Origin of the sequence: Streptosporangium roseum DSM 43021 (genome assembly GCF_000024865.1) — a bacterium.
In the GTDB taxonomy this organism is placed as follows: domain Bacteria; phylum Actinomycetota; class Actinomycetes; order Streptosporangiales; family Streptosporangiaceae; genus Streptosporangium; species Streptosporangium roseum.
Genome location: NC_013595.1, coordinates 3,095,782 through 3,118,462, shown reverse-complemented (window position 1 = coordinate 3,118,462; position 22,681 = coordinate 3,095,782). Strand labels below are relative to the sequence as shown.

Sequence of the window (22,681 nt, the reverse complement as noted above, 5' to 3'; positions counted from 1 at the left end):
GCCGCACGGCCGCAGACACCGCGCTCACGACTTGGGCATCCATTCGACGTAGAACAGTCCGAGACCGGCGGCGGCGCAGAGGCCGGCGATGAGCCAGAAGCGGACCACGATCGTCGTCTCCGCCCAGCCGGACAGCTCGAAGTGGTGCTGGAGCGGGGCCATTCTGAAGACGCGTTTGCCGGTCATCTTGAAGAAGCCGACCTGGATGATCACCGACATGGTGATGAGCACGCACATCCCCGCCAGGATGATCAGCAGGAGCTGGGTGCGGGTGGTGATGGCCAGACCGGCGAGCACGCCGCCCAGGGCCAGGGAGCCGGTGTCACCCATGAAGATCTTGGCGGGAGGGGCGTTCCACCACAGGAAGCCGACCAGCGCGCCGAGCACGGCGGCGGCGACCACGGCCAGGTCCAGCGGGTCGCGGACCCAGTAGCAGTTGGGGCCGAGCTGGGTGGTGCAGTTGTTGCGGAGCTGCCAGTTGCCGATCAGGACGTAGGAGGCCAGCACCACGCCGGTGGCGCCGCTGGCGAGGCCGTCGAGCCCGTCGGTGAGGTTCACCGCGTTGGAGAAGCCCACGATCATGATGAGCACCCAGATCGTGAACCCGATGATGCCGACCGACGGGCCGAAGTCCCGCAGGAACGACAGCCGGGTCTCGGCCGGGGTGATCAGGTAGGCGTTCGGGAAACGGGTGACCAGGACCGCGAAGACCGCGCCGACGACGAGCTGGCCCAGGGCCTTGGCGCCGCTGCGCAGGCCGAGGCTGCGCTGCTTGTAGATCTTGATGAAGTCGTCGAGGAAGCCGACCGCGCCGAGGCCCGTCATCAGGAACAGCACCAGGACCGCGGAGACGGTGGGCAGGGACTGGCTGTACAGGTGGGCGCAGGCGAATCCGAGCAGCGCCGCGATCACGATCACGGTGCCGCCCATGGTGGGGGTGCCGCGCTTGTCGTGGTGGCCGGAGGGGCCCTCCTCCCGGATGCTCTGGCCGTAGCCGCGCTGCGAGAACAGGCGGATCGCCAGGGGGGTGCCGAACGACGACAGCAGCAGGCCGACCGCCGCCGCGATGAGGATCTCCATCATCGGCGATCACCTCCCACCAGTGCCGCCGCCACGCGCTCCAGGCCGGCCGCGCGCGGCCCCTTGACCAGCACCACGTCGCCGGGGACCAGGAGCGCCGACAGCGCGGCGGCCGCCTCCTGCGCGTCGGCGACGTGCGTGACCCGGGTGGCGGACGGGACGCCGTCCACGGCGGCTCCGGCACCGGCCAGGACCGGGCCGGCGTCGGGCCCGACGACGAACAGGCCCTCCAGGCCCGCCCCCGCCGCCATTCGGCCCACGCCCTCGTTCAGGGCCGCGCTCTCCTCGCCCAGCTCGCGCAGGGCGGCGATGACCGCGAAGCGGCGGCGGCCGCCCGCGAGCGCGTCGAGGGCGCCGAAGGCGGCGCGCATGGAGTCGGGGTTGGCGTTGTAGGCGTCGTTGATCACGGTGACGCCGTCCGCCCTGTCGGTGACCTCCATCCGCCAGCGGCTGCGGGGCTCGGCCTCCGACAGCTCCTCGGCGATGGTGGCGACCGGCAGGCCGAGCTCGTAGGCGGCCGCCGCGGCGGCGAGCGCGTTCTCCACGGCGTGCTCGCCGTACAGGCGGAGCACGACCGGGGCGGCCCCGGACGGGGTGCGCAGCGTGAAGGCGGCGCGGCCCCGGTCGTCGAGGGTCACCCCCTCCGCCCGCACCGCGGCGCTCTCGGCGCGGCCGTACCAGGCGACCCTGGCGTCGGTGCGCCGGGCCATCGCGGCCACCAGCGGGTCGTCGGCGTTCAGCACGGCCACGCCGTCGGCGGGCAGCGCCTCGACCAGCTCGCCCTTGGCCTTGGCTATCGCGTCCTTGCCGCCGAAGACGCCCAGGTGGGCGGTGCCGACGTTGAGGACCACCCCGATCCTGGGCGGGGCGATGCGGGCCAGGTGGCTGATGTGGCCGGCGTCCCTGGCGCTGAGCTCCAGGACCAGGTAGCGGGTGTCCTCGCCGGCCTTCAGCACCGTGAGCGGGTGGCCGATCTCGTTGTTGAACGACTCGACCGGGGCGATCGTCGGACCGATCCTGGCGGTGAGGCGGGCCAGCAGGTCCTTGGTGCTGGTCTTGCCCGCCGATCCGGTCACTCCGATGACCGTGGTCGACGGCAGATCGGCGCAGACCGCGGTGGCCAGGTCGGCCAGGGCGGTCACGGTGTCGCCGACGACGACCGCGGGAGCGTCCACGGGCCTGGACGCCAGCACGGCGACGGCCCCGGCCTCGACGGCCTGGGCGGCGAAGTCGTGCCCGTCGACCCGGTCTCCCCTGATCGCGACGAACAGCGACCCCGGCTCGACGGCACGGGAGTCGATGACGACCGGACCGCGCACGACCGCGCGGGGATCGGCCATGCCCGCGAGGGCACCCGAGGTGATCTCGGCGATCCTGGCCAGCGGCAACGGGATCATGATGCGTCTTACCTACTCTCCATACGTGCTTCGGCGCCCGGTCCGGTTCCGCCTTCTGACGATCGCGTCGGCCACCACTTGCCTGTCGTCGAACGGGAGGACCTCGTCCCCGACATACTGGCCCTGCTCGTGGCCCTTGCCGGCCACGACGACGACGTCGCCGAAGCCCGCCCGGCTGATCGCCAGGTCGATGGCCGCGGCCCGGTCCGGCTCAATGATCACATGTGCGCGCTCATCATGAGACACGCCGAGGGCTCCATTCATCATCTCGGCGAGAATCCGCAGCGGATCCTCCGAGCGAGGGTTGTCACTGGTGAGAATGGCCACATCCGCCAGCCTGGCGGCGGCCTCCCCCATCATCGGGCGTTTGCCCCGGTCACGGTCGCCGCCGCAGCCCAGCACCACGGTCAGCCTCCCGGTGGTGACCTCGCGCAGCGAGCGCAGCACCGACTCCACCGCGCCGGGCTTGTGCGAGTAGTCGACGATGGCCTGGAAGTCCTCGCCGCCGGGCACCCGCTCCATCCGGCCGGGCACCCCGGCCAGCGTGCCGACACCCGCCACCGCGGCACGCAGCGGCACCCCGGCCTCCACGAGGGAGACGATCGCGCCCAGCGCGTTGGCGACGTTGAACGGGCCGGGCAGGGCCACCGTCGCGTCCTCCTCGACACCGCCGGGGCCGACCACGCGGAAGGAGCTGCCGTCGGCGCCCAGACGCACGTCTGCGGCCCGCCAGTCGGCTTCGAGGGCGCCCTCGGCGGAGAAGGTGGTCATCGGGATCTTGCTCAGCCCGAGGAGCTCGCGCCCGTGGGCGTCGTCGATGTTGACCACGCCGGCGCGGCTCATCTCGGGGGTGAACAGCCGGGCCTTCGTCGCGAAGTAGTCGTCGAGGTCCTTGTGGAAGTCCAGGTGGTCCTGGGAGAGGTTGGTGAACAGCGCGACGTCGTAGAACACCGCGTCGACGCGGCCCAGTGCCAGCGCGTGGCTGGAGACCTCCATCGCGGCGGCCGTGACGCCGTGCTCGCGCATGAGGGCGAACAGGCCCTGCAGGTCGCTGGCCTCCGGCGTGGTCAGTTTGGGGGTGAAGCGCAGCTCGCCGGCGTGGATCTCCACGCCGCCGATCAGCCCGGCCTTGTGCCCGGCGGCTCGCAGCCCGGCCTCCAGCAGGAAGGTGGTGGTGGACTTGCCGCTGGTGCCGGTGACGCCGATGACCATCACGTCCGCCGCGGGCCTGCCGTACACCCAGGCGGAGACCTGGCCGAGCACGCGGCGCGGGTCCGGCACGACGAGGACCGGCAGGCCGGTCGCGACCGCGGCAGCCCTGCCCTCCTCGTCGGTCAGGATGGCGCTGGCTCCGGCGGCGAGTGCCTGCGCGGAGAAGCCGGCGCCGTGGGACGTGGCCCCCGGCAGCGCGACGTAGAGATCTCCGCGCTGGACCTGGCGCGAATCGATGGTGATCCCGGACACCGCGGCCAGCGGCGCTCGTGACGTGCCTGAGGGCGCGCCGAGCAGGCTCGCCAGCCCCGAGAGCGGACGGGGTGGACTGGTTGACGGTCGCATGGACAACGGGGGACGCACGGCGAGAGCGTACCTTCCCTCATCACTCCCCGGCGCGTATCCGCACCGAGGCGGCCGTCGTGCCGGTGGGTGGGATCTTCTTGCTCTTCAACGCGAACGTCATCACTTTCTTGAAGACCGGGGCGGCGATCTCCCCGCCGTAGTAGCCCTTGTGCGGGTCTTGAATGACCGCCAGGACGACCAGGCGGGGCTTGTCCGCCGGGGCGAAACCAACAAATGTCGAGGTGTAGCCGCAGTAACCCTGGCACTTGGGGTCATAGCGCATCGCGGTGCCGGTCTTGCCCGCCACCCGGTAACCGTCGATGGCGGCGAGGTTGCCGGTGCCCTCGTCGCTCACGGCCGCCTCCAGCATCCCGGACACCTCCCTGGCCGTGCGCTCGCTGATCACCCGGGTCTGCTTGCCCGGCGGGGACGGCACGAAGGCCCGGTTCTCGGCGGTGGTGCCGGCCACGATCTGCGGGGTGACGCGCACCCCGCCGTTGGCGATGGTCTGGTAGACGCTCGCCGTCTGCAGGGCGGTCACCGACACGCCCTGCCCGTAGGCGATCGTGCAGCGCTGGCTGCCCGACCACTTCTTCCACTCCGGAAGGAGCCCGGCCTCCTCGCCGAGCAGGCCGGTGCCGGGCTTGGCGCCGAACCCGAAGCGCTCCAGCATCGCGTGCAGCTTCTCGTCGCCGACCCGCTGCGAGGCGAGGATCGTGCCGACGTTGCTGGAGGTCGCGACCACGCCGGAGAAGGTCAGGCGCTCCACGGGGTGCGGATGGGAGTCGCGCAGCACCCGGTCGGCGCATCTGATGTTGTCGGGGACCTTGAACACGGTCTCCGGCCGCACGGCTCCCGACTCCAGGGCGGCCGCCGCGGTGATGACCTTGTTGGTGCTGCCCGGCTCGAACACGTCCGTCACCGACCGGTTGACCCAGTCTTCGGGGGCGGTCTTCTCCCAGTTCTTCAGGTCGAGCTCGGGCGCGTTGGCCATGGCGACCACCTGCCCGGTCGGCACGTCGATCACGATGGCGCTGCCGGTGCGGGCGCCGGTGGCCTTGACCTGGTCGGTGATCGCCTTCTGCGCCGCCCACTGGATGTCGCGTTCGATGGTCAGCCGCACGTCCCTGCCCTCCACGGGCGTCTTCAGCGTGCTGCGGGTCATCGGGATGCGCTGCCCCTCACGCCCCGTCTCGATGAACTGCTCGCCGTCGCGACCGGCGAGCAGCCCGTTGTAGGTGTTCTCCAGCCCGCTCAGGCCCGTGCCGTCGTCGCCGACGAACCCCAGCAGGGTGCCCGCCAGGTCACCGCCGGGGTAGTCGCGCCGGTAGCGGTGCTTGCTGCCGACACCCTTGAGCTTGGGCTTCTGCGTCATGATCCGCTGGGCGACGGACGGCTCGACGGCGGCGGCCACCTGCTGGTAGCGGCTGGTGGTGTTGCCGAGCTTGGCCGCGATCTGCTCCTTGGGCTGGTTCAGCTCCGCGGCCAAGACCGTGGCCACCCGGTCGCGGTCGGCCGGCGCGACCTCCGACGGGTCGACGAAGATCTCGCGCGCCTCCAGGGTCAGCGCGAGCTCGTGCCCGTTGACGTCGGTGATCGAACCGCGCCGCGCGGTCAGCTTCTCGCCCCGCACCCGCTGCTCGGCCGCCTCCGCCGCGTACACCTTGGAGTCGAGGCCCTGGAGCTGCACCAGCCGCCCGGCGAAGACGGACAGCACGAAGGTCATCGCGATGAGGCCGACGTTGATCCGCCTGCCGGGGTTACCCAGGCGCAGTACGGCGGGCGGGCGCATCGGCGGGCGGGGCGGCCTGCCGCCCCGGCCCGGCGTGCGGCCGGGATCGGCCGTCTGCCCCTCCCCGCGCCCCGCGCCGGGGCGGATCCGTCCCGGAGAGGCCTGCGGCGCCTCCGGACGCGGGGAACTGCGCGGCCTGCGCGGCGTCTCCTGTCCCGGCGGCCTGCCCGACCTGCCGGCTCCCTCGGGGCGCGCGGACCTGCCGGGCCTGCCCGCTCCGGGGGGCCCGCTGGGCCTGCCGGACCCGTCGGGGCGCGCCTTGCCCGCGCCCTGCGGACCGCCCGGCCTGCCGGACCCGTCCGAGCGCGCCCTGCCGCCACCCTGCGGACCACCGGCACTGTCCGGGCGCGCCCTGCCGCCGCCCTGCGGACCGCCGGCGCCGTCCGGGCGTGCCCTGCCGCCGCCCTGCGGACCGCCGGCGCCGTCCGGGCGTGCCCTGCCCGCGCCCGGGGTGCCGGGCCTGCCCGCCCCCGGCCTGGCCGGCCCGTCGGAACGCGCCTTGCCCGCGCCCTGCGGACCACCTGGCCTGCCGGACCCGTCCGAGCGCGCCTTGCCCGCACCCGGTGGACCGCCCGGCCTGCCGGACCCGTCCGAGCGCGCCCTGCCGCCGCCCTGCGGACCGCCGGCACTGTCCGGGCGTGCTCTGCCCGCGCCCTGCGGACCGCCGGCGCCATCGGGACGCGCCTTGCCCGTGCCCGGAGCGCCGGATCTGCCCTGCCCTTCGGAACCGCCCGGCCTGCCGGGAGAGGCGGGCTTACCGGGGCCGTCGGCCCGTTCGGACCCGCCCGAGCCCTCCGGCCGGGAGGGCCTGCCGGAGGAGCCCGGCCTGCCCGTCACATCCGGACCGCCCGGCCTGCCGGTACGGCCGGGCCCTCCCGGGGCCCGGCGGCCGGAGCCTCCGGCGGGTCCGCCGCCGGAACCACCACGGCCGGGGCCGGGGCCCCGGCCGCCCGTCTCCTTCACCGGCCCGTGCCCGGCACTCGCTCCTGCCCGGCGGGCGTCTGGCCGTCGCTCGCGGCCCGGCTGTTGGCGGAGCGGTCGGGGGTGATGACGTTGGCCTCGTCCCAGTCGGGTCCCTGCCCCTGCTTGGCGGAGCTGTCGGAGAGCGCGCCGGGCATCTCCAGGCGCATGTTGGCGTTCTTCAGCTCCTCCTTCTTCTGGCGGAGCTGGTCGTTGGCGCTACGGAGCTCGTTGACCTTGTAGGAGTCCTGGGCGAGGACGATGTTCAGCAGCAGCAGGCTGATCAGGCCACCGCAGAGCAGGCCGACCACGAGCAGCATGAAGGGAGCGCGCGGCGCGCGTCCCGGCCGGGCCGCGGGTGCCGCGGGCGCCGCGGCGGGATCGGCGACGGGCGCGGTCCTGACCGGCCTGGTCCTGCGTACCTGCGGCGTCGCGCGGGGCGCGCGCGCAGGACGTCCGCCGCGGCTCGGCGCGGTGCGGACGACCGACTCACTCCTTGTCAACTGCCTCACGGATCCTCTCTGCAGCCCGGCATCGGGCTGAGGCCGCCCGCGGGTTGCGGGCCACCTCCTCTTCGCTCGGAAGCTCGGCTCCCCTGGTCAGGAGGGCGAACCGCGGCTGGTGAGCCGGCAGCGGGACGGGCAGCCCCGGTGGGCCGGTCTCCCTGGTTCGCGCCGCGAGGACCTGCTTGGTCAGCCGGTCCTCAAGGGAGTGGTAGGCGAGCACGACCACGCGCCCGCCGAGCGTCAGTGCGTCCAGCGCGGCGGGGAGCGCGCGTTCCAGTGCTGTCAACTCCGCGTTCACCTCGATCCGCAGCGCCTGAAAAGTCCTTTTTGCGGGGTTTCCCCCGGTCCGTCGGGTAGCAGCCGGGATTGCCGTGCGGACAATCTCCGCCAGCCGCTTGGTAGACGTTATGGCCTCGTTGCCCCGTTCCTTGATGATTAGGCGCGCGACACGCGGGGCGAATCGCTCTTCGCCGTAATCCCGGAGAATCCGGATGAGTTCGGCGGCCGAGTAGGTGTTGACGACGATCTCGGCGGTGAGCTCCTGGTCACGGTCCATCCGCATGTCCAGAGGCGCGTCGTAGGAGTAGGCGAAACCGCGCTCGGCCTCGTCGAGCTGGGGCGAGGAGACACCCAGGTCGAACAGGACGGCGTCGACACGGGGACGGCCGGCCTCCGCCAGCACCTCGGTCAGCTCGTCGGAGACCGCGCGGACCAGCGTGGTCCGCTCCGCGTACGGCGCCAGCCGGGCCGTGGAGCGCTCGATCGCGGTGGGATCGCGGTCGATCCCGATCAGGTGCAGCGAGGGGTGGGCGGCCAGCAGCGCCTCGGCATGGCCGCCGAGGCCGAGGTTGGCGTCGACGACGACGGGGGCGGGGCCCGCGAGCGCCGGGGCCAGGAGCTCGAGCACACGTTCGAGCATCACGGGCACATGGCCGCCCGGAGCATGCAGATCATGCATATCGTTTTCGGCGCGCATGAAGCGCAACCCCCCTCTCGCCGCCGCGCTCACGGATGCGCGGCGGACGTTCATCGGTGTCTTTACTGGCCCCCACCCCCGGGCCGTCCGGCCAGGTCCCCATCCGCATCCGTATGTCCGCCTGTCACCTGACACCGGGGAAGGTGCATCAGCTGACGTGCATCGTGGTTGCGGGTGGAGACCTCGCCGAACGACGTTTTCACCGATGAGTCGACCGTGGAGTCACAGAATCCCTGGCAGCACCTCCTCCGACAGATCGGCAAAAGCCTGCTCTTGGTCGGCCAGATAGGTGTCCCAGGCGTGAGCGTCCCAGATCTCCAGCCGTGTGTTGGCCCCGATGACCGTGCAGTCACGGCGCAGGCTGGCGTATTCGCGCAGAGCCTGCGGGATGGTGACCCGGCCTTGTTTGTCGGCGACCTCGTCAGATGCGCTGGCGAAGAAGACACGGCTGTAGTCGCGGACCGCCTTGGCGGTCACCGGCGCGGTGCGCAGAGCCTCGGTAATGCGCTGGAACTCCTCTACGGGAAAAACGTAGAGGCAGCGCTCCTGGCCTTTGGTGATCACCAGACCCTCCGCCAGCTCCTCACGGTACTTCGCCGGCAGGAACAGCCGTCCCTTGTCATCGAGACGCGGGTGATGAGTGCCGAGGAACATCGGCCCCACCTCCCGTGCCTAGCGGAGCGCGTGGCGCTGTAGCCCCTGCTCTCCACTGCGCACCACCATACTCCACTTCTCTCCACCGTCAACTGATTCCGCACGTCTTCACGGCCCGTTCCGGCGACGTTTTCCCAGGTCAACGAGGGTGGAGCGGAGTGGAGGGGGTGGAGCGTCCCGTACGGGTCGCGGGCGTGTCGACAACGGGGCCGATGGCCGGGCGATTCCGGAATCGACGGATCGGCGGCGACGGCGGGAGGAAAGTGGAGCACTCCGCTGACTTGTCACGAGATCGGCACACCTACCGCACCTGAACGCCATGATCAGCGCGCACACTATGGCTGTTCACCCGGAATCAGCCTTAATGCCCACATAGAAGTCGCCCAGGAACCCACGGCGCCGTAGTGTCGGTACTCACAATGGAAAAAGGGGCCGCAAAGGTCCCGAAAACACGAACCCCCCGGCGCGAAACCGCCGCACCTTCATGGAGGCCTGGTGGCAGTAACCCATGACGTCTCACCTCGGCTCGATGATCTGGTCGTCACGGCGCACCGGATCCGCCAGGCGATCGAGTCGGTGATCGAAGGCAAGGGCGACGTCATCCGCCTGACCTTGACCGTTCTGCTCGCCGAGGGCCATCTCCTCATCGAGGATGTGCCCGGAGTCGGCAAGACCATGCTCGCCAAGGCGCTGGCACGATCCATCGACTGCCCCGTCCGCCGGATCCAGTTCACCCCCGACCTGCTGCCCAGCGACATCACCGGGGTGAGCGCCTACAACCAGCAGACCAGGGAGTTCGAGTTCAAACCCGGCCCGGTGTTCGCCAACATCGTGGTGGGCGACGAGATCAACCGGGCCTCGCCCAAGACCCAGTCGGCGCTGCTGGAGTGCATGGAGGAGCACCAGGTGACCGTCGACGGCACGACCTACCGGCTGGACTCCCCGTTCATGGTGATCGCCACCCAGAACCCCATCGAGATGGAGGGCACCTATCCCCTCCCCGAGGCCCAGCGCGACCGTTTCACCGCCCGGATCGCGATGGGCTACCCCGAGCCCACGGCCGAGCTGGAGATGCTCGACGTGCACGGCGCCGCCTCCCCGCTGGACAAGCTCGAACCGGTGGCGACCACCGCCGAGGTCCAGGCGCTGATCGAGGCGGTGCGCGCGGTCTACGTCTCGCAGTCGATCAAGAAGTACGCCATCGACCTGGTGACCGCCACCCGCCAGACCCCCGAACTGCGGCTCGGCGCCTCCCCGCGCTCGACCCTGCAGCTGGTCCGGGCGGCCCGGGCGCACGCGGCGCTCGCCGGACGCGACTACGTCATCCCCGACGACCTGCAGGATCTGTGCCTGCCCGTCCTCGCCCATCGGCTGCTGCCCAGCGTCGAGGCCCAGGGCCAGCGCCGCATGCCCGAACAGGTGATGGCCGACCTGGTCCGCCGGGTTCCCGTGCCCGAGGCACAGGCCAAGTGACGTCAGGCCTCAAGGCGCTCACCGCCCGCGGCCGGTCGTTCCTCGCATCCGGCGCCGCGGCGCTGCTGTGCGCCTTCATCCTCGGGGAGCACGACCTGCTCAGGATCGGGGTGCTGATCGTCTCCCTGCCGCTGCTGGCGGCGATGGTGGTGGCCCGCACCCGCTACCGGCTGAGCTGCGCGCGCCGCCTGGACCCGCCCAGGGCCGAGGTGGGCAGCGAGGCCACCGTGACGCTGCGGCTGGAGAACGTCACCCGGCTACCGACCGGCCTGCTGATGATCGAGGACACCGTCCCCTACGCGCTGGGGGCACGGCCCAGGTTCGTCCTGGACCGGGTGGAGTCACACGGCGTCCGGGAGATCGACTACCGGGTCCGGTCCGACCTGCGCGGCCGCTTCGGCATCGGCCCGCTCACCGTCCGGATCAGCGACCCGTTCGGCCTGGTCGAGCTGACCAGGTCGTTCAGCATCAGCGACACGCTCGTGGTGACGCCGCAGGTCGTGGCGCTGCCGCACGTCCGCCTGTCCGGCGAGTGGACGGGCGGGGGCGACAGCCGTACCAGGAGCGTCGCGGCCGCCGGCGACGACGACATCGCCCCGCGCGAGTACAGGCAGGGCGACGACCTGCGGCGGGTGCACTGGCGCTCGACCGCCAGGTACGGCGAGCTGATGGTGCGGCGCGAGGAGCAGCAGTGGCAGAGCCGGGGCGCGCTGCTGCTGGACACCCGCCGGTACGCGCACCGGGGTGAGGGGCCCCGCTCGTCGTTCGAGGTGGCGGTCTCGGCCGCGGCCTCCATCGGCGTGCACCTGGCCCGCGAGGGACTCGGCCTGCGCCTGGTCACCGACCAGGGCGCCGAGCACCTCACCGACACCGGGCTGAGCTGGTCGCTGCTGGACACCCTCGCCGTGGCGCGGACAAGCTCGTCGCGCTCGCTGGAGTACGGCATAGGCGCGCTGCGCCAGGGCGGCGGCGACGGCCTGATCGTGGCGGTGCTCGGCGGCATCGACGTGGAGCAGGCGCAGTCGCTGGCCCGGCTGAGGCACGGCAACGTGACCGGCGTGGCCGTGATGCTGGACGTGGCGGGCTGGGAGCGGCCCGAGCTCGGCGAGAACGAGGACTACCAGGCCGCGCGGGCGATTCTCGCCGGGACGGGCTGGCGCATCGTGCGGCTGCCCGCGGGCGCCTCGATCGCGAGCGTGTGGCCGGACGCCGCGCAACGCGGGCGATTCGCATTCAGTAGGGACGGCTCATGAGACTTCCCCTGGCGTCGGGAGCGGCCACGGGAGCGGTCGCGATCGCGCTCTATCCCCTGTTCCAGGGCGGTGCCTGGTTCTGGACATGCCTGGGGGCCATCCTGGTCGTCACCGGGATCGGCATGCTGGGCAGCCGCTACACCCTGCCGAACTGGCTGGTGCCGCCGGCCCAGCTCGTCGCGGTGTGGATCTACCTGACGGCGGTGTTCACCGGCGACAAGGCGTGGATCGGCCTCCTGCCCACCAAGGAGTCGGTCATCGGGCTGGCGAAGCTGCTGGGCACCGGCTTCGCCGACATCCAGCGGTTCGCCGCCCCCGTCCCGTCCGGGACCGGCATCACCCTGCTGACCTGTGGCGGCGTCGGCCTGATCGCGATCCTCGTCGACCTGCTGGCCTCCCGGCTGCGCCGGGCCGCGCTCACCGGGCTGCCGCTGCTGGCGCTGTTCACCGTTCCGGCCGCGGTGGCCTCCGAGCCGATCATGTGGCCGATGTTCATCATCGCCGCCCTGGGCTACCTGGGGCTGCTGGCCGCCGACGGGCGGGAGCGGATCACCCACTGGGGCAGGGCGGTGCTGGTGCGCCGGGCCCCGTCCTTCGTGGCCCCGAAGCCCGCCTCCGACGCCGGGACCCTGCGGCTGTCGGGCAAGCGCATCGGATTCGCCGCGATCGCGCTGGCCATCCTGCTGCCCGCGCTGCTGCCCACCCTGGAGCCGAACCCGCTGTTCGGTTTCGGCGTGGGCAACGGCAAGGGCAGGGGCGGCAACTCGATCAGCATCCCGAACCCGATAGTCAACCTGCGGGGCCAGCTCTCGCTGCCGAACAACTCCACCGTCCTGACCTACACCGGCAGCGACAGCTTCCCGCGCTACCTGCGGCTGTACGCGCTGGACATCTTCGACGGCGAGCAGTGGACGATGAAGGGGCCGCAGGGGCATCCCGAGGACCGGATCTCCGAGGGACCGATGCCGCCGGCCCCCGGCCAGAGTCCGAGCATGCCCGTCACGCAGGCGACCCTCAAGATCAAGGTGAGCGACCAGTTCAGGGAGCCGCTGAAGTTCCTGCCGCTGCCCTACCCCGCCGGCCGGGTCCGCATCGAGGGAGACTGGCGGCCAGACCGGGACACGCTCATGGTGTTCTCCACTCTGGACACCGCCGGAGGGCTGTCCTACGAGGTCGTCACCAACGAGCCCCAGCCCACGGCGGAGACGCTCAAGGCGGCGCCGCCGGCTCCCCCCGAGATCAACGAGCGCTACCTGCAGCTGCCGGAGAACCTGCCCCCGGAGATCAGGGATCTGGCCAGGCAGGTGACGGAGCGGGACGCCAGCCGCTACGAGCAGGCGATCCAGCTCCAGGAGTTCTTCACCAAGGACGGCGGGTTCACCTACAGCCTGGCCACCCAGGGGCACAACGGGCCCGCGCTGACGGAGTTCCTGCTCCGCGCCCGGACCGGGTACTGCGAGCAGTTCGCCGCCTCGATGGCGGTGCTGGCGCGGATCCTGGGCATCCCCGCCCGCGTCGCCATCGGCTACACCGGCGGCAGCAACGCCTCCGGCGAGTGGCAGGTGCGCACGCACGACTCGCACGCCTGGCCCGAGCTCTACTTCGAGGGCACGGGATGGCTCCGCTTCGAGCCCACCCCGACCGGCGGCGCGGGGCAGGGCAGCGCGACGGTGCCGCTCTACACCCGGCCGGAGATCGTGACGACCGGCGGCGGCGAGCCGGCGGCGACCCCGACCTCGAACTCCACCGACGCGGACCTCCCCAACCAGTCGGCCGGCAACCGCCGCGACCTGATGCCCGACCGCGACTTCGGCGGGGTGCCGGTCGCGGTGGACGAGGGCGTGCCGGTCGCGCTGCAGGTCGGCCTCGGGGCCGTGGTCGTGCTGCTGATCGCGCTGATCCCCGGGCTGCTCCGCTGGGAGCTGCGCGCCCGCCGGCGGCGCTCCTACTCCCGCGCGACGGAGGACCCGCCCCCGCACGAGGAGGCGGTCACCGCGGAGCCCACCGGGATCGTGGTGGTCAGGACAGACCGGCGGGAGGCCGCGGTGGTCGCGGCCTGGGCGGAGCTCGACGACGCGCTGTACGACTACGGCATGTCCCGGCAGCCGAGCGAGAGCCCCCGGGCGCTGGCCCGGCGGCTCACCGAGCAGTACGAGTTCGACGCGGAGACCTCGGCCTCGATGGCCAGGATCGCCACGGCGGTGGAGCGGATGCTCTTCGCCCGGACCCCCGGAGACCTCGGCTCGCTGCCCGGGGATCTCCGCCGGGTACGGCGGGCGCTGGCGGCCACCGTGACGCGGGGCAGGCGGATCCGCGCGACGCTGCTGCCGCCTTCGACGCTCCTGCGGGCGCGACGCCTGGGGACGCGGATGCTGGACGGCTTCGACCGGCTGGAGAACCTCAGGCTCCGCCGGCCTGCCCGGAGGGACGCCTGAGCACCGGACGCGCAGGAAGACGGGCCTGACGGTCCACGTGGGCCGCCCCCCTCAGGGGGGCGGCCCGTAGCCGTCGGAGAGAGCGGCCCGGCGGCGTCCGGGGCGATGAGTGGCCGTGGCCACGGAGCCCGGCCCTCTGGAGCGCGGGCATGCGAGGACCGGTGATCCGGCGCCCGGCCCGCGGGGACCCGTACGTCCGGACCTTTCACCCGCCGCGGTCGCCCCGAGGGCGCCTCACCGCGGCGGGGTCCGCGGGCAGAGCCCTAGTGCTCGTCGTGACGACGGCGCCAGCGCTCTTCCATCCGTTCCATGAAGCTCTGCCGGGAGCCGCCACGGCGCCCGGCCTTGCCTGGCTGCCCGGGCCGCGCGGCCGCGCTGGCCTCGCCGAACCCGTTCATCCGCTTCCAGCTTGACAGACCCCACAAACACGCGGCGAGCATGACCACGAAACCGCCGACGCCGAGCGGGATGTTGTTGATCACGACGCCGACCATCAACAGGACGATGCCCAGGATGAAGCCGATGGAGGCCTTCACCAGGCGACGCTTGTAGTGGCTGCGTGGATCACTGATCCTTACGGTATTGGCCCACTTCGGGTCCTCAGCGTAGAGGGCCTGCTCGATCTGGTCGAGCAAGCGCTGCTCGTGATCAGAGAGCGGCACGGCGCCTCCCAAGGACAGCCCCAGGACGGGGAAGACGGTGACGGACGACACGGGGTGTCCGAACCTCGCGGTCGGTTATCCCCAGAATACGAGGCTGTAGACGTAGACGAAAGAAAACGTCCAACGTAGTCCAAACCGGAGGCGACGTCATGGAGCCATTCCATCAAACGGCGGACGGACAAGCGACGCCGGGAGCACCACATCGCGGCCGAATCTCCGGGCCGCCCTGTCCATCGCCTGTTCGGCTTCCCGCCAGCCCGTCTCGCGCTCTCCGAGGCCGAGCTGCCTGGTCGCCTCCCCGGCCGGGCTGAGGTTCTCCACCCGCACCCCGACCAGGCGGAGCCGGTCTCTGTCCAGGCCCGCGGCGGCGTAGAGGTCGCAGGCGGTCGCGTAGAGGGTCTGGGCGACGTCGGTGGGCTCCCTGAGGGTCCGGGAGCGGGAGATCGTACTGAAGTCGGCACGGCGGAGCTTGACACTGACCGTGCGGCCGACGTGGCCGCCCTCCCTGAGCCTGGCGGCGACCCGCTCGGAGAGGCGGAGCAGCTCTACGCGGATCTTCACCGGATCGCCGATGTCTGTGGCGAATGTCTCTTCGGCCCCGATGCTCTTGTCGGGCGCGTGCGGGGTGACCGGGCGCTCGTCGCGGCCCCAGGCGAGCGCGGCCAGATGGGCGCCGGCGGCCTGGCCGAGCTGGCGCTGCAGGGTGGCGACCGGGACCCCGGCGAGATCTCCGACGGTCCTGATGCCCAACCGCACCAGGGACTGCTCCGTACGCTCCCCTACGCCCCACAGAGCCCCTACCGGGAGCGGGTGGAGGAAATCCACCACCCTGCCAGCCGGGACGACCAGGAGGCCGTCAGGCTTGCAGTGCTGCGAGGCGAGTTTGGCCACGAATTTACTGTTTGCCACCCCGACCGAGCAGGTGATCCCGTGCTTGCGCACGACCTGCTCGCGGATCATCGCGGCGATCGCGGCCGGCGGTCCGAGGCGCTTGCGCGCCCCACCGACGTCGAGGAACGCCTCGTCGGAGGCGATCGGCTCCACCTCGGGGGTGAACGTGTGGAAGATCTCCATTACTCCCCGGGAGACCTCGGCGTACTTTCCGCGGCTCGGCGGGATGATCACGGCCTGGGGGCAGAGGCGGCGGGCCCGCGTCATGGGCATGGCCGAGTGCACCCCGAATCTCCTGGCCTCGTAGGTGGCGCTGAGCACCACGCCACGCGCGCCGGGCGCGCCGATGACGACGGGCGTGCCCCTGAGCTCCGGACGCTCGCGCAGCTCGACGCTGGCGTAGAAGGCGTCCATGTCGACGTGCAGGATCGGGCAGCCGGTGTCGTCGGCGCCCAGGTCCGACCCCGGGCGCGGCATCTGCTGTTTCCTCGACACGAGGCCATCCTATGGGAACGCATGTTCGACGCAAGCCTCACCGGCGGCCGAGGACGTGCAACTGGGTGGCGATGTCCCGGAGCACCGGGTGGGCGGCCGCCGCCTGCTCCAGGGCGACCAGGGCACGCGCGGCGCCCGGCTCGCCGTCGAGCAGCCGGCTGGGCACCAGGTCGGCGAAGACGCGCACGCCGTGGACCTCGCCGGGGACGAAGCCGGTGGCGGCGAGGAGCTGCGACAGGGCCTCCCGGGTGAAGCGCCGCGGCGTGGGGTCGCGATCGCCCCAGCGGCCCTCGGGGTCCTCCAGAACCTGGCGGGCCTCGTCGAAGCGGCCGGCGACCGAGCGGTGCAGCGCGGCGGCGAGCGGGTTGGCGGCCAGAACGCTGATCGCGCCGCCCTCGCGCAGCAGACCGGCCATGGCCGTCAGCGCGCTGACCGGGTCCTCCACGTACTCCAGCACGCTGTGGCAGAGCACCAGGTCGGCGCCGTCGGTGGGGAGCAGCTCGCCCAGGTCGGCGGCGTCGCCCTGCAGCGCCCGCACGCCCACCCCCGCCTCCGCGGCACGGCGTTCGAGCGCGGCCAGCGAGTCGGGGCTGGGGTCGACGACCGTGACGGCATGCCCGAGCTCGGCCAGCGGTACGGCGAAGCCGCCCGTGCCGCCCCCGGCGTCGACGATGTCGAGGCGGGCCCGGCCGGTCGCGGAGACCCTGTCGGCCAGCACGGCCCGCAGGACGTCCCAGACGACGGCGGTGCGGACCGCCGGGGTGCCTGACTGCCTCGAGATGCCTACGGCATGCAACTTCGGATCGCCTCCTACTTCGGTGACGAGCCCAGCCTACGCCGGACGGCCCCCGGGCCGGGCCGGGGGTGATCCGTACCCGGACGCGGCCGGGCACGGACGCGCCGGGGAGGGCGGGGGGAGGGAGACGGAAAGGGGGCGCGACGCCGGGCAGGCCCAGGCCGCGGGAGACCGGAGACCCGGTCCCCCGCGAGACGCGCTACAGCGTCAGGGACGGCTTGAGCTGCTTGAAGCGGGCCATCAGGCCGTTGACGAACTGCGGCGACTCGTCGGTCGACAGTTCGGAGGCCAGGCTGACCCACTCGCTGATGACGACGCCCTCGGGGACGTCGGGCATCCACAGCAGCTCGTAGGTGCCGCCGCGCAGCAGGTTGCGGTCGACCGCGGGCATGCGGTCGAGCGTCCACCCCTCGGCGTAGGTGGTGATCAGTTCGTCGATGCGCGCCCGGTGGCGGCAAACGCCCTCGACGATCGTCGCGGTGTACTCGTTGACGGGCGGCTCCGCCCGCTCCAGGCGCTCGGCGAGAACGCTGAGCGGGTCCTGGCTGCGCGCCTCCGCCTCGAACAGGATGTCCAGCGCGCGCCTGCGCGCCTTACCCCGTGCCGACATCAGGCCCGGCCGAGGTAATCGCCGGTGCGGGTGTCGACCTTGACCTTCTCGCCGGTCGTGATGAACAGCGGCACCTTGATCTCGGCGCCGGTCTCCAGCTTGGCGGGCTTGGTGCCGCCGGTGGAGCGGTCGCCCTGGAGGCCGGGCTCGGTCTCGGCGATGATCAGCTCGACCGCCGCGGGCAGGTCGATGTAGAGCACGTTGCCCTCGTTGATCGCTACCGTGGCCAGCATGTTCTCCAGCAGGTAGTTGGCGGCGTCGCCGACCGCGGTCCGGGAGACGTGGAGCATGTCGTAGGTCTCGGTGTCCATGAAGACGAAGTCGTCGCCGTCCATGTAGGAGAACTGCATCTCGCGCTTGTCGACGTTGGCCACCTCGACCTTGACGCCGGCGTTGAAGGTCTTGTCGACGACCTTGCCCGACATGACGTTCTTCAGCTTGGTGCGGACGAACGCACCACCCTTGCCGGGCTTGACGTGCTGGAACTCCACAACCGTCCAGAGCTCACCGCCGTCGAGCTTGAGCACCAGGCCGTTCTTGAGGTCGTTCGTCGTCGCCACTAGTTTCTCCTGCGTACGGCCGCTCTTAAAGGACAAGCAGCTCTTTGGTCGTCCGTGTGAGAAGTTCCGGTCCGTCATCACGCGTCACGAGCGTGTCCTCGATGCGGACGCCGCCCCTGCCCGGTAGGTAAACTCCAGGCTCAACGGTGACCGGAACTCGATCCTCTAGTCTAGCGTGCTCATGGTCGGGCTCTGGCTTCAGCGGAGACAGGAACGGCACCTCGTGAATCTCCAGCCCGACACCGTGACCGAGGCCGTGGCCGAAGTAGTCTCCGTACCCCGCCTGCGCGATCACCTCGCGGGCGGCGGCGTCCACCTCGTGGGGGGCGGCGCCGGGCCGTACGGCATGGCGGCCGGCGCGCTGGGCTGCGCGGACCAGGTCGTACAGCTCGCGCTGCCACGAGGCGGGCTCGCCGATCGCCACCGTCCGGGTCATGTCGGCATGGTAGCCCTCGTGCAGCGCCCCGAAGTCCATCGTGACCAGATCGCCCCGCTCCAGCGGCCGGCCCGAGGGCGAGTGGTGCGGGATCGAGCCGTTGGGACCGCTCGCCACGATCGAGTCGAAGGCGGGCTTCTCGGCGCCCAGCTCGATCATCCGGGACTCCAGCGCCCTGGCGATGTCCCTCTCGGTCACCCCGGGCCGCAACATGGGCAGCACGTCGGCGAAGGCCTGGTCGGTGATCGCGCACGCGTCGCGGAGGAGGTCGATCTCGGCCTCGTCCTTGACCCGGCGCACCGACTCCACCAATCCGGACAGGCGCAGCAGGTCCTCGCCCAGCCGGAAGTAGTCGGCGACGGGCATGTGGTGGGCCTCGACGGCGACCCTGTCGGCCATCACCACCAGGCATCCGGCGACGTCACGCTCCTCGACCACCTCGATGTCGGAGCAGGAGCGCCGCGCGGTCTCGGCGTAGCGGGAGTCGGTGGCCAGCGTGGCACGGGCGTCGGCCCGGACGAGCACCGCCGCGTTGGAGCTGGCCAGGCCGGTCAGGTAGCGCACGTTGACGCCGCGGGTGACCAGGATCGCGTCCGCCTCGTGAGCGGGGAGCAGTGCCGCGAGGCTCTCGCGGCGCCGAGCATGGGTGACGGTCATGTTCCGCATGCTATTGACCGCCGCTCTTGACCCCCCTCCCAGGTGTCGCTACCTTCCCGACAAAGGTTAGGAAGGTTTCCTAACTTCCCCCCGCACCAGGAGCGCCGATGCGACGCATTCTCGCCGCCGTAGCCCTCTCCGCACTCGTGACGGCCGGGAGCCCCGCCCTGGCCGAGAGCACCACCGGGTTCATCCGGGTCGACCAGGTCGGATTCGCCCCCTCCGAGACCAAACGGGCCTACCTGATGACGACGGGCCCGGCCGCCGCGGCCCCCTTCACCGTCGTCGACCACCGGGGCAGGGAGGTGCTGCGCGGCAGGGCCGGCGCGGACCTCGGCCCCTGGAACGCCAAGTACGGTCACGTCTACGCCGTCGACCTCAGCGGGCTCCGCGTCCCGGGCAGGTACCGGATCAGGACCGCCGCGGCCGCCCCGGCCGAGTTCCGGGTCGCCCCCGCGGCGCAGTTCGCCGGCCCCGCCTCCAAGGTCGTCACGTTCTTCGGCGCCCAGCGCGACGGCGCCGACGTGGTCCCCGGCGAGCTCGGACGCAGGCCCTCCCACCTCAACGACCGCCGGGCCGCCGTCTACGAGTGGCCGGCCTTCACCGGCCCCGACACCGACCAGATCAAGGGCGGGCTCACCGCCCTCGGCACCACCGTCGACGTCGAGGGCGGCTGGTTCGACGCGGGCGACTACCTCAAGTTCACCCACATCCTGGCCTACGTCGACACGCTGCTCTGGGCGGCCAGGCGCGACGCCGGGCCCGTGGTGGACCCCCGGCTCCGGGCCGAGGCGGCGCACGGCCTGAAGTGGCTGGACAAGATGTGGGACGAGCGCTCCAGGACCCTCTACATCCAGGTCGGCATCGGCGCGGGCGACGCGGAGGGCACGTTCGCCGGCGACCACGACCTCTGGCGCCTGCCCGAGGCCGACGACGGGGACACCGGCCAGGGGCGGCAGTTCATCCGCAACCGCCCGGTCTTCCGCGCGGCCCCGCCCGGCGAGCCGATCAGCCCCAACCTCGCGGGCCGTACGGCCGCCGCCTTCGCCCTGGCCTCCCAGGTGGAGCCCGACCGGTACCGGGCCCAGCGGCTGCTGGACAAGGCCGCCTCGATCTACGCGCTGGCCAGGACCGAGAACGTGGGCAGGCTGACCACCTCGCTGCCGTGGGCGTTCTATCCGGAGAGCGTGTGGCGCGACGACATGGAGCTCGGCGGGGCCGAGATGGCACTGGCCGCCCAGCGGCTGGAGGATCCTCGCGCGGGGGAATGGCTCCGGCAGGCCGCGCACTGGGCCGGGCAGTACCTGGAGCACGAGGCCGGGGGCGACACGCTCAACCTCTACGACGTCAGCGCCCTCGGCCACGCCGACCTGGTCCGCGCGCTGCGCGCCGCCGGGGCCGGCGACCTCGCGGTGGACGAGTCACACCTGCTCGGCGACCTGAAGGCGCAGCTGGAGATCGGCGCCGGGCGCGCCGCCAAGGACCCGTTCGGGGCCGGCGCGGTGTACGACGGCTTCGACGCGGTGCCGCACGCCTTCGGCCTGGCCGCCACCTCCCGGCTGTACCGGGCGGTGAGCGGTGACCGCTCCTACGACGCCTTCGGCACCCGGCAGCGCAACTGGACCTTCGGCGCCAACGCCTGGGGCGTGTCGTTCATGGTCGGCGCGGGCGAGAACTTCGAGCGCTGCCCGCACCACCAGATCGCCAACCTCAAGGGCCGCGTCGACGGCCGCCGCCCCCTCGCCACCGGCGCGGTCGTGAACGGGCCCAACAGCGAGGACCTGTTCTCCGGCGGCCTGGGCGAGCACTTCGAGGAGATGAGGCGCTGCCCGGGCGACGGCGTGGACCGCTACGAGGAGTTCACCGGGCGCGGCTCCCGCTACGTCGACGACGTCCGCTCCTGGCAGGCCTCGGAGCCCGCCGACGACTTCGCGGCGATCGCGCTGTACGCGCTCACGCTGATGTCGAAGGACCGCTGACCCGCTGCCTGTGCGGCACGGCCGGGCTCCCCCTGTCACCGGGACCGGCGGGGGCCCGCCGGGCCGTGCCGGACACGGAAGTACGGCCCGCCACCCCCGTTCGGGGGTGGCGGGCCGTACGTGATCGGACCGTCAGGCGGTCACGGCCCCGGGCTCTGGCACCTGACCGCCCTCTCGACGGGAACCCGGACCGTCAGGCGGTCGCGGGCTCGGGGACCCTGACCGCCCTCTCGGCGGGAGCGTCGTCGAGGGGCTGGGGCGGGGCGTTGAAGACCGCCTCGTCGAGACGGCCCTCGGTCCTGCCGACCAGCACCGGGACGACCATCTGGCCGGCCACGTTGGTGGCGGTGCGGATCATGTCCAGGATCGGGTCGACGGCCAGCAGCAGGCCGACGCCCTCAAGGGGCAGGCCGAGCGTGCTCAGGGTGAGGGTGAGCATCACGATCGCGCCGGTGAGGCCGGCGGTGGCGGCGGAGCCGACCACGGAGACGAAGGCGATCAGCAGGTACTGGCCGACCCCGAGCGGGATGTGGAACACCTGGGCCACGAAGATCGCGGCGAGGGCCGGGTAGATCGCGGCGCAGCCGTCCATCTTGGTGGTCGCGCCGAACGGCACCGCGAAGGAGGCGTAGTCGCGGTCCACGCCCAGGCGCTCGGTGGTGACGCGCTGGGTGAGGGGCATGGTCCCGACCGAGGAGCGGGAGACGAAGGCCAGCTCGATGGCGGGCCAGGCGTTGCGGTAGAAGGTGATCGGGCTGACCTTGCCGACGAAGGCGAGCAGCAGCGGGTAGCTCACCAGGAGCACCAGGAGGCATCCGATGTAGACGCCCGCGCTGAGCTTGGCGAGCGGGGCGAGCAGGTCCCAGCCGTAGCTGGCCACGGACTTGCCGATGAGACCGGCCGTGCCGATCGGGGCCAGCCGGATGACCCACCACAGGGCCTTCTGGACCAGTTCGAGGACCGAGCGGCTGAAGCCGAGGAACGGCTCGGCCTTGTCCCCGACGGCCAGGGCGGCTGCACCGAGGACGGCTCCCAGGAAGACGATCTGGAGGACGTTGAGCTCGGTGAAGGCCGTGACGATGTTGGTGGGGATGATGCCGGTCAGGAAGTCGACCCAGGTTCCGGCGCCTTCCAGGTCCACGGCCTTGGCGCCCTCGGTGGCGATGGTGACGCCCTGGCCGGGGTTGAGGACCAGTCCGAGGCCGATGCCGAAGGCCACGGCGATCAGCGAGGTGACCAGGAACCACAGCAGCGTCTTGCCCGCGAGCCTGGCGGCCCCGTTGACGTTGCGCAGGTTGGCCACGCTGACGACGACCGCGGTGAAGACCAGCGGCGGGACCGCGAGCTTGAGGAGCTGGACGAAGATCTTGCCGACCTCGGTCAGGGTGGCGGTGAGCCAGGTGACGTCACCGGCGCGGGCGATGAAGCCGAGGGCGACGCCGACCACCAGGCCCAGCAGCAATTGCAGGGAGAAAGAGAACCTCTTCATGAACGGAACTCCGAAAAAGGGCA

Annotated in this window: 18 protein-coding genes; 4 read left to right on the top strand and 14 right to left on the bottom strand. The window is 71.9% G+C overall.

What is annotated here, in order from left to right:
* Positions 1–24: 24 nt before the first annotated feature.
* The 7 genes from mraY to mraZ form a co-directional block, all read right to left on the bottom strand.
* Positions 25–1,083: a phospho-N-acetylmuramoyl-pentapeptide-transferase gene (gene mraY, locus SROS_RS13890; protein ID WP_012889569.1), complete on the bottom strand. Its 1,059-nt coding sequence runs from the start codon at positions 1,081–1,083 to the stop codon at positions 25–27.
* Complete coding sequence (locus SROS_RS13885) at positions 1,080–2,477, bottom strand: UDP-N-acetylmuramoyl-tripeptide--D-alanyl-D-alanine ligase (protein WP_012889568.1); 1,398 nt, start codon at positions 2,475–2,477, stop codon at positions 1,080–1,082. Before SROS_RS13885 ends, mraY begins: the two co-directional genes overlap by 4 nt.
* Positions 2,478–2,489: 12 nt before the next feature.
* Positions 2,490–4,034 (bottom strand): UDP-N-acetylmuramoyl-L-alanyl-D-glutamate--2,6-diaminopimelate ligase, encoded by a 1,545-nt coding sequence (locus tag SROS_RS13880; protein WP_012889567.1) that lies wholly within the window; start codon positions 4,032–4,034, stop codon positions 2,490–2,492.
* A 40-nt stretch (positions 4,035–4,074) separates the two neighbouring features.
* Positions 4,075–5,826 (bottom strand): peptidoglycan D,D-transpeptidase FtsI family protein, encoded by a 1,752-nt coding sequence (locus SROS_RS13875; RefSeq protein ID WP_012889566.1) that lies wholly within the window; start codon positions 5,824–5,826, stop codon positions 4,075–4,077.
* 959 nt (positions 5,827–6,785) lie between these two features.
* The gene (gene ftsL / locus SROS_RS49520; RefSeq protein WP_148269078.1) at positions 6,786–7,298 is read right to left on the bottom strand and encodes a cell division protein FtsL; all 513 of its coding nucleotides are present in this window, start codon (positions 7,296–7,298) and stop codon (positions 6,786–6,788) included.
* Positions 7,276–8,268, bottom strand: coding sequence for a 16S rRNA (cytosine(1402)-N(4))-methyltransferase RsmH (gene rsmH / locus SROS_RS13865; protein ID WP_012889564.1), 993 nt, complete (start codon positions 8,266–8,268; stop codon positions 7,276–7,278). The genes ftsL and rsmH overlap by 23 nt, the downstream gene beginning before the upstream one ends.
* Before the next feature lie 222 nt (positions 8,269–8,490).
* Positions 8,491–8,922 carry a division/cell wall cluster transcriptional repressor MraZ gene (gene mraZ, locus SROS_RS13860; protein WP_012889563.1) on the bottom strand — a complete coding sequence of 144 codons (432 nt, stop codon included), beginning with the start codon at positions 8,920–8,922 and terminating at the stop codon, positions 8,491–8,493.
* A 495-nt stretch (positions 8,923–9,417) separates the two neighbouring features.
* On the opposite strand from mraZ, the gene SROS_RS13855 reads away from it, so the two are divergent.
* From SROS_RS13855 to SROS_RS13845, 3 genes are read left to right on the top strand one after another with little or no spacing between them, the layout of a single operon-like run.
* On the top strand, positions 9,418–10,395 hold the full coding sequence (locus tag SROS_RS13855) for an AAA family ATPase (RefSeq protein ID WP_012889562.1): 978 nt from the start codon (positions 9,418–9,420) through the stop codon (positions 10,393–10,395).
* Positions 10,392–11,648, top strand: a complete 1,257-nt coding sequence (locus SROS_RS13850; RefSeq protein WP_012889561.1) for a DUF58 domain-containing protein — start codon at positions 10,392–10,394, stop codon at positions 11,646–11,648. The genes SROS_RS13855 and SROS_RS13850 overlap by 4 nt, the downstream gene beginning before the upstream one ends.
* A complete protein-coding gene (locus tag SROS_RS13845) occupies positions 11,645–14,083 on the top strand; it encodes a transglutaminase TgpA family protein (RefSeq protein WP_012889560.1) in 2,439 nt (812 codons plus the stop codon). Before SROS_RS13850 ends, SROS_RS13845 begins: the two co-directional genes overlap by 4 nt.
* Positions 14,084–14,346: 263 nt before the next feature.
* Here the strand turns inward: SROS_RS13845 and SROS_RS13840 are convergent, their stop codons facing one another.
* The 6 genes from SROS_RS13840 to SROS_RS13815 all read right to left on the bottom strand — a co-directional run bounded on the left by SROS_RS13840 (position 14,347) and on the right by SROS_RS13815 (position 19,190).
* Entirely contained in the window at positions 14,347–14,745 is a 399-nt protein-coding gene (locus tag SROS_RS13840) for a DUF3040 domain-containing protein (protein WP_012889559.1), read from the bottom strand.
* 147 nt (positions 14,746–14,892) lie between these two features.
* Positions 14,893–16,113 (bottom strand): DNA polymerase IV, encoded by a 1,221-nt coding sequence (dinB, locus tag SROS_RS13835; protein ID WP_012889558.1) that lies wholly within the window; start codon positions 16,111–16,113, stop codon positions 14,893–14,895.
* Between the two features lie 55 nt (positions 16,114–16,168).
* On the bottom strand, positions 16,169–16,927 hold the full coding sequence (locus SROS_RS13830) for a methyltransferase domain-containing protein (RefSeq protein WP_012889557.1): 759 nt from the start codon (positions 16,925–16,927) through the stop codon (positions 16,169–16,171).
* Positions 16,928–17,126: 199 nt separating this feature from the next.
* Positions 17,127–17,537, bottom strand: coding sequence for a transcription antitermination factor NusB (gene nusB, locus SROS_RS13825; RefSeq protein ID WP_012889556.1), 411 nt, complete (start codon positions 17,535–17,537; stop codon positions 17,127–17,129).
* Positions 17,537–18,097 carry an elongation factor P gene (gene efp / locus SROS_RS13820; protein ID WP_012889555.1) on the bottom strand — a complete coding sequence of 187 codons (561 nt, stop codon included), beginning with the start codon at positions 18,095–18,097 and terminating at the stop codon, positions 17,537–17,539. Before efp ends, nusB begins: the two co-directional genes overlap by 1 nt.
* A gap of 25 nt (positions 18,098–18,122) precedes the next feature.
* A complete protein-coding gene (locus SROS_RS13815; RefSeq protein ID WP_043655543.1) occupies positions 18,123–19,190 on the bottom strand; it encodes a M24 family metallopeptidase in 1,068 nt (355 codons plus the stop codon).
* Positions 19,191–19,297: 107 nt separating this feature from the next.
* Here SROS_RS13815 and SROS_RS13810 point away from each other — a divergent pair, with 107 nt between their 5' ends.
* The gene (locus SROS_RS13810; protein WP_012889553.1) at positions 19,298–21,169 is read left to right on the top strand and encodes a glycoside hydrolase family 9 protein; all 1,872 of its coding nucleotides are present in this window, start codon (positions 19,298–19,300) and stop codon (positions 21,167–21,169) included.
* Positions 21,170–21,362: 193 nt separating this feature from the next.
* Here SROS_RS13810 and SROS_RS13805 read toward each other — a convergent pair whose 3' ends face one another.
* Positions 21,363–22,658, bottom strand: coding sequence for a dicarboxylate/amino acid:cation symporter (locus SROS_RS13805; protein ID WP_148269076.1), 1,296 nt, complete (start codon positions 22,656–22,658; stop codon positions 21,363–21,365).
* Positions 22,659–22,681: the final 23 nt, after the last annotated feature.